At 68.8% G+C, this 12358-nt stretch carries 10 protein-coding genes, 1 tRNA gene and 1 pseudogene; 5 read left to right on the forward strand and 7 right to left on the reverse strand.

The genetic code is table 11. The annotated features are described in order from the left end of the window. Positions 1-218 precede the first annotated feature (218 nt). The 6 genes from gatB to QR78_RS20785 form a co-directional block, all read right to left on the reverse strand. The gene (gatB, locus tag QR78_RS20760; RefSeq protein WP_048429479.1) at positions 219-1691 is read right to left on the reverse strand and encodes an Asp-tRNA(Asn)/Glu-tRNA(Gln) amidotransferase subunit GatB; all 1473 of its coding nucleotides are present in this window, start codon (positions 1689-1691) and stop codon (positions 219-221) included. 219 nt (positions 1692-1910) lie between these two features. Beyond that, positions 1911-2174 (reverse strand): hypothetical protein, encoded by a 264-nt coding sequence (locus QR78_RS20765; protein ID WP_048429488.1) that lies wholly within the window; start codon positions 2172-2174, stop codon positions 1911-1913. Between the two features lie 41 nt (positions 2175-2215). Next, positions 2216-3724 carry an Asp-tRNA(Asn)/Glu-tRNA(Gln) amidotransferase subunit GatA gene (gene gatA / locus QR78_RS20770; RefSeq protein ID WP_048429480.1) on the reverse strand — a complete coding sequence of 503 codons (1509 nt, stop codon included), beginning with the start codon at positions 3722-3724 and terminating at the stop codon, positions 2216-2218. 70 nt (positions 3725-3794) lie between these two features. Beyond that, positions 3795-4082, reverse strand: coding sequence for an Asp-tRNA(Asn)/Glu-tRNA(Gln) amidotransferase subunit GatC (gene gatC, locus QR78_RS20775; RefSeq protein ID WP_048429481.1), 288 nt, complete (start codon positions 4080-4082; stop codon positions 3795-3797). A gap of 101 nt (positions 4083-4183) precedes the next feature. After that, positions 4184-4621 carry a hypothetical protein gene (locus tag QR78_RS20780; protein WP_125901112.1) on the reverse strand — a complete coding sequence of 146 codons (438 nt, stop codon included), beginning with the start codon at positions 4619-4621 and terminating at the stop codon, positions 4184-4186. 146 nt (positions 4622-4767) lie between these two features. Continuing rightward, a complete protein-coding gene (locus QR78_RS20785; protein WP_048429482.1) occupies positions 4768-5469 on the reverse strand; it encodes a metal-dependent hydrolase in 702 nt (233 codons plus the stop codon). A 110-nt stretch (positions 5470-5579) separates the two neighbouring features. Between QR78_RS20785 and ruvX the strand changes: the two genes are divergently transcribed. From ruvX to QR78_RS20810, 5 genes are all read left to right on the forward strand, one after another. Next, entirely contained in the window at positions 5580-6077 is a 498-nt protein-coding gene (gene ruvX / locus QR78_RS20790) for a Holliday junction resolvase RuvX (protein ID WP_048429483.1), read from the forward strand. A gap of 2851 nt (positions 6078-8928) precedes the next feature. Next, positions 8929-9732, forward strand: a complete 804-nt coding sequence (locus QR78_RS20795) for a hypothetical protein (protein WP_048429484.1) — start codon at positions 8929-8931, stop codon at positions 9730-9732. A 4-nt stretch (positions 9733-9736) separates the two neighbouring features. Beyond that, positions 9737-11215, forward strand: a complete 1479-nt coding sequence (locus QR78_RS20800) for a M48 family metalloprotease (protein WP_048429485.1) — start codon at positions 9737-9739, stop codon at positions 11213-11215. 85 nt (positions 11216-11300) lie between these two features. After that, positions 11301-11374: transfer RNA gene (locus tag QR78_RS20805), tRNA-Gly, on the forward strand. A 347-nt stretch (positions 11375-11721) separates the two neighbouring features. Continuing rightward, positions 11722-11937, forward strand: coding sequence for a hypothetical protein (locus QR78_RS20810; protein ID WP_048429486.1), 216 nt, complete (start codon positions 11722-11724; stop codon positions 11935-11937). Positions 11938-12035: 98 nt separating this feature from the next. Here the strand turns inward: QR78_RS20810 and QR78_RS35035 are convergent. Beyond that, positions 12036-12358: pseudogene (locus tag QR78_RS35035) on the reverse strand (hypothetical protein); the annotation flags it as partial.

A 12358-nucleotide genomic window follows, 5' to 3' on the forward strand; every position in this document is an offset into this window, starting at 1 on the left:
GCGGGGGAGGGTGCCCCGCGGCGAGTGCGAAGCACTCGTGCGCGGGGCGGGAGAGGGGACACCGCCTCCAGAATTGACTGAACCGTTCTGAAGAGCTCTCGCTGGATCAGCGTCGCGCTGCCCCTCTCGGCGGGACTTCGTCCCGCTGCGCTCGCATCCGCTCGCCACCCTCCCCCGCAGAGGGGGGGAGGGTTCAAGCGGGAACCGTCGAGGTTTTGCTACTCGATCCCGAGCTTCGCCTTCAGCAGCGCGTTCACCGCCGCCGGGTTGGCCTTGCCGCCGGTGGCCTTCATGGTCTGGCCGACGAACCAGCCGAGCAGGGTGGGCTTGGCCTTGGCCTGCTCGACCTTGTCGGGGTTGGCCGCGATGATCTGGTCGATCGCCGCCTCGATCGCGCCGGTATCGGTGACCTGGCGCAGGCCCCGGCTCTCGACAATCTGGCGCGGCTCGCCGCCCTCGCTCCAGACGATCTCGAACACGTCCTTGGCGATCTTGCCCGAGATGGTGTTGTCGCCGATGAGATCGACGATCGCGCCGAGCTGGTCGGCCGAGACCGGGCTGTCCTCGATCGACTTGCCTTCCTTGTTCAGGCGGCCGAACAGCTCGTTGATGACCCAGTTCGCCGCGATCTTGCCGTCGCGGCCCTTGGCCACCGCCTCGAAATAGTCGGCGGAGGCGCGCTCGGCCACAAGCACCGTCGCGTCGTAGGGCGACAGGCCGTAAGCGTCGATGAAGCGGGCCTTCTTGGCGTCGGGCAGCTCCGGCAGACCGGCGGCGAGCCCGTCCACGAAGGCCTGGTCGAATTCGAGCGGCAGCAGGTCCGGATCGGGGAAGTAGCGATAATCGTGCGCCTCTTCCTTCGAGCGCATCGACCGCGTCTCGCCCTTGTTCGGGTCGAACAGGCGGGTTTCCTGGTCGATCGTGCCGCCATCCTCGATGATGGCGATCTGGCGCCGCGCCTCAACCTCGATCGCCTGGCCGATGAAGCGGATCGAGTTGACGTTCTTGATCTCGCAGCGGGTGCCGAAGGGCTCGCCGGGCTTGCGCACCGAGACGTTCACGTCGGCACGCAGGTTGCCCTTCTCCATGTCGCCGTCGCAGGTGCCGAGGTAGCGCAGGATGGTGCGCAGCTTCGTCACGTAGGCCTTGGCCTCCTCCGACGAGCGCAGGTCCGGCTTCGAGACGATCTCCATCAGCGCCACGCCCGACCGGTTGAGGTCGACGAAGCTCATGGTGGGGGACTGGTCGTGCAGCGACTTGCCGGCATCCTGCTCGAGGTGCAGGCGCTCGATCCCGACCGTGATGCTCTCGCCGTCGGGCAGATCGACCAGAACCTCGCCCTCGCCGACGATCGGGCTCTTGTACTGGCTGATCTGGTAGCCCTGGGGCAGGTCCGGGTAGAAGTAGTTCTTCCGGTCGAACACCGAACGGTGGTTGATCTGCGCCTTGAGGCCCAGACCCGTGCGCACGGCCTGCGCGACGCATTCGCGGTTGATCACCGGCAGCATGCCGGGCATCGCGGCGTCGACCAGCGAGACGTTGTCGTTCGGCTCGGCCCCGAAGGCGGTCGGCGCGCCGGAAAACAGCTTCGAGCGGCTGGTGACCTGAGCATGGATCTCCATGCCGATCACCACCTCCCAGTCGCCCAGCGCGCCCTTGATCAGCTTCTTGGGGTTCACGGGAGCGTTCATGAGCGTCAGGTCTCTCAAGCGATTCCCCCCTCTCCCGCGTGGGAGAGGGGCAGGGGGTGAGGGTGCGACGGTTCCGAGACAAGCTCCAACCGTTCCGCTGCCAGCACCACGCTCGGCGATTTACACTGAAGCGTGTCACCCTCACCCCTGCCCCTCTCCCACACGGGAGAGGGGTAGGTCGCGCCTAGTAGGAAGGGTGGTGCCGGCCGGTCAAGCGCGTCAAGCGCGCGGCGCGATCACCCGCCGGGCGGAGTAGCCGATGATCGCGTAGATCAGCGCCGCGCCGGTGCGGACGGGAAAGAAGGTCGGGAGTTCGCGCCCGATCGGCGCCGGCCACGGCACGCCGATCCCGGTCAGCACCCACGACACCAGCACGGAGGCGACCAGCGCGATGATCGCGACGAGCACGACCTTGCCGAACTGGTCCGCCTTCCAGCCGAGATAGAGCGCGAGCCCGATCAGCACCGGATCGAACGCCGCCATGATCCAGACGGCGGGCGGGTAATAGGGGACGGTGGGGTGGTTCACGCCCACCACGCCTGCGGCAGGGCGATGCGGCCCGCCGCCTCCTCGATCACCTGACCGGCGGCGAACAGCGTCTCCTCGTCGAAGGGACGGCCGATGAGCTGGAGGCCGAGGGGCAGGCCTTGCGCGTCGAGGCCCGCCGGCACCGCGAGGCCCGGCAGGCCGGCCATGTTCACCGTCACGGTGAACACGTCGAGGAGGTACATCTCGACCGGATCGGCCTTGGCCTTCTCGCCGAAGCCGAAGGCGGAGGACGGGGTGGTGGGGGTGAGGATCGCGTCGACGCCCGAGGCGTAGACCTGTTCGAAGTCGCGCTTGATCAGCGAGCGGATCTTCTGGGCACGGACGTAATAGGCGTCGTAGTAGCCGGCCGAGAGCACGTAGGTGCCGATCATGATCCGGCGCTTGACCTCGCGGCCGAAGCCGGCGGCGCGGGTCGCCTCGTACATCCCGGCGATGTCCTTGCCCGGGACGCGCAACCCGTAGCGGACGCCGTCGTAGCGGGCGAGGTTCGACGAGGCCTCGGCCGGCGCCACGATGTAGTAGGCCGGAAGCGCATACTGGGTGTGCGGCAGCGAGACCTCGACCACCTTGGCGCCGGCCGCGCGCAGCCAGTCGGCGCCCTGCTGCCACAGCCGCTCGATCTCGGCCGGCATGCCCTCGACCCGGTACTCCTTCGGGATGCCGATGGTCAGACCCTTGACGCCGCGATTCACCGCCGCCTCGAAATCGGGCACGGGCAGGTTGACGGACGTGGTGTCCTTGTCGTCGTGGCCGGACATCGAGGAGAGCAGGATCGCGGTGTCGCGCACCGTGCGGGCGATCGGCCCGGCCTGGTCGAGGGACGACGCGAAGGCGACGGTGCCCCAGCGCGAGCAGCGGCCGTAGGTCGGCTTGATGCCGACCGTGCCGGTGAAGGCCGCCGGCTGGCGGATCGACCCGCCGGTATCCGTCGCGGTGGCGCCCAGGCAGAGGCGGGCGGCGACGGCCGCCGCCGAGCCGCCGGACGAGCCGCCGGGCACCAGCTTGGTCTCGTCACCCGTTCCGTCGGGGCCCTTGCGCCGCCAGGGCGAGATCACCGGGCCGTAGGCGCTGGTCTCGTTCGACGAGCCCATGGCGAACTCGTCGAGGTTGAGCTTGCCGAGCATCACCGCGCCGTCGCGCCACAGGTTGTGGGTGACGGTGGATTCGTAGTGCGGCTGGAAGCCCTCGAGGATCTTCGAGGCCGCCGTGGTGGTGACCCCGTGGGTGCAGAAGAGGTCCTTGATGCCGAGCGGCAGGCCCTCGAGGGGCCGGGCCTCGCCGGCGGCGAGCTTCTGGTCGGCGACGTCGGCCATGGCGAGCGCCCGGTCGGGGGTCTCGAGCAGGTAGGCGTTCAGCACGCGCGCCTTCTCGATCGCGTCGATATGGGCCTGGGCCAGCTCGCGGGCGGAGAACTCCTTCGCCCGCAGGCCGTCGCGGGCCTGCGCCAGGGTGAGGTCGGTCAGCTCTGCCGGCTTGGTGGTCACGATCGTTTCGTCCTGTCGCGGGCCCGTGCGGGCCGCCTGGATGCCTGAATCTCGCGGGGACGCCCGAGGGTTACTCGACGACCTTCGGCACCACGAAGTAGTTGTCCTCGGTCAAAGGCGCGTTGAAGACGATCTCGCGGGCGTGGCCGCCATCGGTGATCACGTCCTCGCGGCTCTTCATCGCCATCGGGGTCACCGAGGTCATCGGCTCGACGCCCGACACGTCGACCGCGTCGAGCTGCTCGACGAAGGACAGGATGGCATTGAGCTCGTCCTGGAGCGGGGCCACCTCCTCGTCGGTGACCGCGATCCGCGCCAGGTGCGCGATGCGCCGGACCGTCTTGGCGTCGACCGACATGGGCACTCCGTTCGGGGGAAATTCCGTTATCCGGGCACGGGTCCCGGTCGCCCGGCGCTATAGCACCGGGCTTCGCGCCGCCGCAACGGGCGCACCCGGCCTCAGGCGGCCGGCATCCGCAGCGGCAGGGCCGCGATGGCATGCGCCCGGGTCGACGGGACCTCGATCAGCACCGCCCGCGGCTTGAAGTGCCGGCGCGCCTCCATGCTGCCGGTATACAGGATCGCGGCGGCGGTGAGCAGCATCAGCTTGTGCTTGCGCGGCATGCCGGAGCGGGCGGCCGCCACGGCCGGCGCCGTCGCCTGCGTGGGGGCGGCCCGGCGGATGCGACGGCCGATGGCGAGGATCGCCTCCGCGGGCACCCGGCGGGCTTGGGCGGGCTCGTCGCCGAAGCGCCCGTTGGCCGCCGGCAGGGGGCCCCGCAGCGGGCTCACCGTCCCGTCGAGATCGAGGGTCATCGCGCCCCGTGCCGGCGGGACGGCCTCCTGCGCGGGACGAGGACCGGAGGAGAGCGCGAAGGGGAGGATGACGGCGGCCAAGGCGACCTCGAAGCGGGGACACGGCGGATTAACGGTTTGTTAATCTCAACCGGTCCGGTCCCGCCACGTCAACCTTTCGTTAACCTTAACGGCGCCCGCCGCATCGGGGCCGGCCGCCCCCGGGGGAGGGCGGCCGCGGACGCGGCTTACTGCACCGTGACGGCGGTGCCCTTGTGGGGCACGACCACCTGCACGCCGCTGCCGTCGAGGGCGGCGACGAACCGGTCGGCGCTCTGATCGACGATCGGGAAGGAGCCGTAATGGCAGGGGAAAACCGCCTTCGGCTGGAAGAAGCGCTTGACCGCGAGCGCCGCCGTGTCGGCCCCCATGGTGAACCGGTCGCCGACCGGGACCATCAGCACGTCGGGGCGGTAGATCTCCTGGATCAGCGCCATGTCGCCGAAGATGTCGGTGTCGCCCATGTGGTAGACGGTCGGCTCGCCCTCGGCCCGCACGATCACGCCGTTGGGCAGCCCGAGCGGCACCGTGACCCCGGCCTCGCTCATCCCGGCCGAGTGGTCGGCCCGCACCAGGCTGACCCGGAAACCGCCGACATCGACGGTGCCGCCGGTGTTCATCGGCTCGAGCTGCTTGACCCCCTTCGAGCCGAGCCACATGCACAGGTCGTAGTTGGTGACGACCTTGGCGCCGGTCTCGGCGGCGATCTCGACCGTGTCGCCGACATGGTCGCCGTGGCCGTGGGTGACCAGGATGTGGGTCGCGCCCTCGGTCGCCGCCTTGCGGTCGCCCTCGAAGGCCGGGTTGCCGGTGAAGAACGGATCGATCAACACGTGGGCGGACCCGAAATCGAGGCGGAAGGCGGAATGGCCGAACCAGGTGATGCGCATCGGACGAGCTCCGGGCAAAAATGTTGTCGGAACGGGAATCGGCGGCCGACCGCCCGGGCGCTGCATCGGGGCGGGGCCGGCACCCCTTACCTAAGGCGCGGAGGCCGTCCGTGAACCGGGAGACGATCGAAGCCTTCGCGGCCGAATCCCGCGGCGGCGCCCGCCTGCTCGGGCTCGACCTTGGCACCAAGACCATCGGGCTCGCCCTCTCGGACGTGCAGCGCCGGATCGCCTCGCCGCTGGAGACGATCAAGCGGGTCAAGTTCACCCCCGACGCCGCCGCGCTCGCGGCCATCGCCACGAAGCACGCCGTCGGCGGGCTGGTGATCGGCCTACCTCTCAACATGGACGGCAGCGAGGGACCCCGGGTGCAATCGACCCGCGCCTTCGTGCGCAACCTGAAGCCGATCCTGCCCCTGCCGGTGCTCTTTTGGGACGAGCGCCTGTCGACCGCCGCCGTCACCCGCACCCTGCTGGAGGCCGACGCCTCCCGGGCGCGCCGCGGCGCGCTCGTCGACAAGCTGGCGGCCGCCTACATCCTACAGGGCTGCCTGGACGTGCTGGACGGATTGGGGAACGAGGGGGAGGACGATTTCGGCGAGGAGTGAGGGGCCGGTCGTCAGGTCGATGGCCGGTGCCTCGTGATGAGCGGGGCAGCCTGCTTTGTCCGCCTGCCGCCCACACCCGGTAGAGTTCAAAATGCCGATCGCCGGCCCTGAGCCACGCCAGGAGCGCAGGGACGACGGCGCCCTTCAGAGCCTGCGCGCCGACGACCGATGCAGCCGGAACCACGAGCGGCAGCACCACAGGTGCGGCCATCGCGGCCACAACTCACGCCGAGACCCCGCACGCAACGTATGACAGAACGCTCGGCTATGCCGCGGCCGCCACCGACTCGGACTCGACACCCCGCGCTCTAAGTTCCTCTGCGCGAAATCTGAAAGTATATTATCCAAAAATGAAATTGATAATCAATTTTTTTATTTTATATTATAAATATCCCACTGCCGTCCTCTTGTGTAATAATCTGTTTTATTGCACAACCAAATGCCAGATAAGTAATTTTATGATCTATTGTCGGCTATTTACGCGAACTTAGATCCTGCAAAACACGAGCTTTGGCTGTGGACAATTAAAAAAGACGTTTGCATGCGAAAACTTGGTTTACCGGCAGGGAGCCCAAGCCGGACGACCGGACATGGCCAATGCGAGCCAAGCGATACCGGCCGTCCCGCACGGGACGCAGGTGAGGCACATCGAGCACGGCACATCTGTCGCGCCTCCCGCTCGCGGCTGCGCACCGGCGGCGTGAGATCGCGGGGCGGCCGTCAGAACTCCCCGTCCTCAGGTCTTGCATTTGAGCGCCTGGCCCGCGCCATGAGAGGCATCCAGGGACCTGCATCAGCTGGAAGGCGGGACCAAAATGGCAGGTGCGGTACCTGCCGCGCTGCGATTCGCTCTTCAAGCACGATGCGAAGGCAGCCACCGACGCACGACCGGAGGGTGCCAGCCCGCCGGTTCTCGGCAGGATGTCACCCCGAACAACGACTTGGCGATGCGTGGTTTTCCGCCAGGGAGCGACGTCCGGCTGAAATCTTGCTTATGAAGCAATGCTCTGCGGACTCGACTCCGTACACAGATCGTGTGACCCGGTGCCGCAATCCACGAGGGATGCCTGATCGGCGTCATGGCAGCCGGGACACAGGTCCAGGCGCAGGCCACTGATGAAGCCCAGCTTCACCCGGGAACAGTTCGAGGCCGTGCAAGGGCGTAGACCAGGGGTACGGGGTCTCGGAGGTCGCCATCGCAACCGACCTCGGCCGGCAGACGGTTCATCGCAGGCAGACGGTCTATCGCATAAAGGGAACCCGACGGGAGGCAGAGGCGGTCCTGGCGCGGTGGGAGAATTGAGGCGATACCAACTTACTTGCAAGCTATGAGTCGTTTGCACTCAGGCGTACGAGTTCCAGCGATACCTTTTCGCCTAGATCACCCACATCCTCTCCGGTGACAGTCAACAAGATGCGCCGTCTGGCCAGCTCTAGGCAGTCGATAGCATATTGCCGACCCCCTTTGAGATATAAACTAGCAATCTTTCTATTCTGAAAATGCGCAAATATTACAAACTCTCCAGGCGCGATTTCTTCAAGATCGATACGCAAATTATCTATTTTATTTGGAAGCATGATTTATGATTATCCTGACCCCGAACTTGACCATAATCCAAACTCATGGGCAAGGTATAGCGCCTCTATCGGGTTAACAGTTAGGACTGCTGATCCAGGGTTTGGAAGCGGCATGAGGGCTAGGGCGAAGAGACGACAGCCCTGCACCCGAAGGAGCCGCGGGCACCAAGCTGCCACCGAGCCGGCGCAGACCTGATGGGCCCGGGGTGCAGGGGGAGAGATCGCTGCGGGTGGGACCTTCGGGATAAGCGACGCGCACGGAGGCTGGTGGTGAGTGCAGGCCCGGGGGAGGGCTAGGCGTCGGGCTTGTAAAGCTTGAAGGCCGCCGAGGTCTCATCCTCGTGCAGCTTGACCAAGGCAAGCACCTTATCCCGAGCGTTTGGAAGCAGCCTCTCCTAGACGCGGGGACGTTGACGAGGTCGCATGGGATACCGCCCTGAAACTTGCCGCGGAGTGCCTTCGAGCAGTTCCGCCCCGTGAACCCGAAGAGGAAGTCCACTTCGATCTCCGCCACCGTGGAGAGAGCGGCCCACTGCCTCATTCCGGGCCGTGCCGGACCCTCGCGCTTGATCTTCTCGGCGTCCTCGAAGTCTGCCACGCAGCGGGGGAGGGGGCGGGCGTGAGTTCGGTTGGCGGCAGCCGGGTCCTTGATCCGAAGGCTGGCCTGCCCGCTCTACGAGGCGGGCATGAAGGGACACAGCTCGGCCGGGATCACCCGCCGGAAATAGCAGGTGCCGTGCCTGTCTCGCAGGATGTCGTTCAACAGGCCCATGGCCCGTCTGCACCAACCGATAGCAGGACCGGCAGCCCGCAAGGCACCGATTTCAGCAGACTCTCAGCCGGCACGACGGCTTGGCGGGATGTGGCGTCCCCGGCAGGGCTCGAACCTGCGACCCCAGGTTTCATACCACTTCGGCTTTCGCCGCCGCCGCGAGGCGTTCGTGGTCTGGACTATCCCTTCACCGTAGGCCCGCAGGTCCACCTGCATGCCCTTAGGTGCCGCCCGTCTAGTCTCTACACCTTCCCGGCCTGGCGGTCCGGGCTTGGCTCGGGATCGGCGTGAGGCCAAGGCGGCTCGACGCTTTCCCCGACTTTGAGCGGATCCGCCGCGCGGTTTCCCGGCGCGACGCCCAATTTGAACCTAGGAAACCTGTGCTCTGTCCAGCTGAGCTACGGAGACCCACGGCGAGCCTCTTACCATCCCGGCCGGCTTCCGCCAACCTCGCCGCGCGCGCCACGGGGCGGGCATCCACCAGGAGCGGGCGGTCGAATCATGCGGGGAGGGATGGCCGGTCTCCTGTTGCTCCTCGCCGGCGCCGCGCAGGCGGCGGCCCCGCGCGGGCGCGAGCCGCCGGCCTGCCGGGGGCGGGTCTCCGGACAGGACCGGCTCGAATCGGTCGCCGCCCGGGGCGAGCTCGTCCTCGCCTCCGGCCGGCGGGCCCGCCTCGACGGCGTGCGCTGGCCCGACGACCCGGCGGCGGCCGAAGCGGCGCGGGCGTGGCTGTCGCGCCTCGTCGGGCGGGCGCTCTCCACCCGCGAGGCGCCGGAGGCCGACCGCTGGGGCCGAATCACCCTCGATGCCGTGACGCAGGACGCCGTCGGTGACGATTCGCCGGTCGACCTCGCGGGCGGGCTGGTCGCGATGGGACTCGTGCCGGTCGATGCCGGGGAGGGCGACAGCCTGTGCCGCCCGGGCCTCCTGGCGATCGAGGAGACGGCGCGGCGCGCCGGCCGCGGCCTCTGGGCCGGGGCGCCGCCGGTGCCGGCCGAGGAGGGCGCGCGTCTCGCCGGTTTGGCCGGTCGATTTGTGGTCGTGGAGGGCCGCGTCCGCAACGTCGGCGAGCGCGCGCGGCGCACCTACCTCAACTTCGCCCCTTTCGGGACTGAGGGTGCGACGGTCACGGTGTCGAAACGCACTTGGCGGACCATGCTCGAACGTGGTTTCTCTGTGGCTGCGCTTCGGGGGCGGCGCGTGCGGGCTCGCGGCATCGTCGAGCTCTGGCGCGGGCCGACCCTGGATGTCGGCGCGGCCGAGATGATCGAGATGCTGGACGAGGAGCAGGCGCCGCGGCGCTGACGCCATGGGGTGGCTTTTCACGCGAACGAACCCGGCCGGGCAGGCGGCGGTCGCAGGACCTGCGACGGCGCTCGCCCTGCTCGTCGCCGCCTGCACCGCGGACCAGACCGGGGCGCTGGCGCCGGTGGCGGCCGTCGTGCCGGCGGAGGCGCCGCGCACCACCGGGCGCGACCGGCCGGCCAACGATGCCGATCACGCCAAGCTCGTCGCCTCGTTCGGCGGCGAGTACCGGGCGCCTTCGGCGTTCCGCCTCGTCAGCGACGTCACCGACCGCCTGGTCAAGGCGACCGAGCGCCCGGACGAGACCTACGCGGTGACGCTGCTCGATTCGCCGGTGGTGAACGCCTTCGCGCTGCCGACGGGGCGGATCTACGTCACCCGCGGCCTGCTGGCCCTCGCCGACGACACCTCGGAGCTCGCCGCGGTGCTGGCGCACGAGATCGCCCACGTGACCCTGCGCCATGCCAGCGCGCGGACCGAGATGGCGCTGCGCTCCGAGCTCGTCAGCAAGGTCGTGGCGGACGTGCTCAATGATCCGGCGACCGGCGCCCTGCTGCAGGACCAGTCCCGGTTCGTGCTGGCGCGCTTCTCGCGGAGCCAGGAATTCGAGGCCGACCAGACCGGCGTGCGCACGCTCGCCCGCGCGGGCTACGACCCGTTCGGCGCCGCCCGCTTCCTCACCGCGCTCAACCGCACCACGGCGCTCCGCGCCGGGGGCGGGCTCAACGCCGAGCCCGACATGCTGGCGACCCATCCGAGCACGCCCGAGCGCATCACCCAGGTGACCCAGGCCGCCCGCCGCATCGGCGCCCCGGGCCTCGGCACCGACGACCGCAACCGCTACCTCGCGGCGATCGACGGCATCGCCTATGGCGACAACCCGGCCGACGGCCTGATCCGCGGCCGCCGGTTCATCCACCCGCGCCTCGGCGTCGCCTTCGAGGCGCCGGACGGGTTCGGGCTCGACAACACCGCGCGCGCCGTACTCGGCACCACGCCGGACGGCTCCCGCCGCCTCCTGTTCGACGCCGTCGAGACCAATGCCGGCCAGGGGCTCGAGGAGGTGCTGAAGGCGACCTGGAGCGACGCGATCGAGACCGGCAGCATCGAGAACCGGATCGTGAACGGTTTCCCGACCGTCACCGCGGTCTCGAAGGGGAAGGAGTGGTTCTTCCGCCTCGCGGCGATCCGGGTCGGCACCAACACCTTCCGGATGATCATGGCCGCCAAGGGCACCACCGACCCGGAGCCGGCCTTCGGCCGCTGGCTGTCCAGCATCGCCCTGGTGACGCCGGACGAGGCGCGCAGCCTCAAGCCCCTGCGCATCCAGATCGTCACCGCCGCCCCCGGCGACACCGCCGAGAGCCTGGCCCAGCGCATGACGGCGGTCGACCGCCCGCTCGAACGCTTCCAGGTCCTCAACGGCCTCGACAAGGGCGGCCCCCTGCGCGCCGGCCAGCCCTACAAGCTGGTGGTGGAGTAGGGGCGCGCGACGCGGTCGGGAGCCGGAATTCCCTTGGCCGCCGCGCTTCTCAAACCGGATCCGCCGTGCTACCTCAGCGGCGGCCGCGGGTGTAGCTCAATGGTAGAGCAGCAGCCTTCCAAGCTGAATACGAGGGTTCGATTCCCTTCACCCGCTCCAGCCTTTCGGGCCCATGCCGCCCGGGGTTGGATTGCCCCGCCCTTTGCAAGCTGTGCCGTTCAGGTCAGGTCCTGGTCCGTCGCGCCCGACATCGAGGCTGCAGGGTCGCCATGGCGCGACGTCGAGACATCGGACCGACTCTGAGCGCCGACAGGAACACCCTGCCGCGACTGAGCGACGACCGCCGCCGGGTCCCGGCGCTTGCGCGCCCGCGGTGATACCGGCGACGGCAGCATCGGCAGGCAACGTTTCCGTGAGCGCTGGAACGGATCGAGCCCTCGCCCGTCATCCGGGCAGACCGGGCCCGTGCGATCCACGGCCCACACCCCTTATCCGGATCAACCGTCATGCTGCTCCATGAAATCACGGACGCCCTCGGCGTCGGTGGGCTGTTTCGCGACGTGCTGAAGCCGTTCGACACGTACATGTCGAACGGCGAGTGCGAGGCGGGCCATGCGGCGGCCCGCGTCGAGACCGGGCCTGGCGCGGCGGCGTTGCGCGAGAGCGTCATTCGACGCGAGACCGTCCGCCGCATACCGGAGACCGTCTCGGCCCGCGGGTGAGGGCAGGGAAGTCGGGGCGACCGAGAGGTCGCCCCGACGGTCTCGCCGTCCGGTGGCGGTGACGGCCTCGGTGGGCCGCCGGGCGGCACCGCGCCTCGTCAGGCGAACTTGATCCAGTCCTTGCCGAGGGCGTCGAGGTGGACGCCGAGCAGGTCGACGGTCTCGTTCTGCATGTGCAGCGTGGTGCCGGCCGCGCCGTCGGTCAGGGTGACCTGCGCGGGGGCGTAGCCCTTGAGGAGCAGCATGTCCTCGCCGAAGCGGAAGTCGTCGATCCGGTCGTGGCCGCCCTGGCCCGCCGTGAACGCGAACGTGTCCTTGCCGGCGCCGCCGACGAGGGTGTCGTCCCCGGCTCCGCCGTCGAGGCGGTTGTCGCCGTCGTTGCCGACGAGGAGGTTGGCGAGCTCGTTGCCGGTCCCGTTGA

The organism is Methylobacterium indicum, assembly GCF_001043895.1.
Lineage (GTDB): Bacteria > Pseudomonadota > Alphaproteobacteria > Rhizobiales > Beijerinckiaceae > Methylobacterium > Methylobacterium indicum.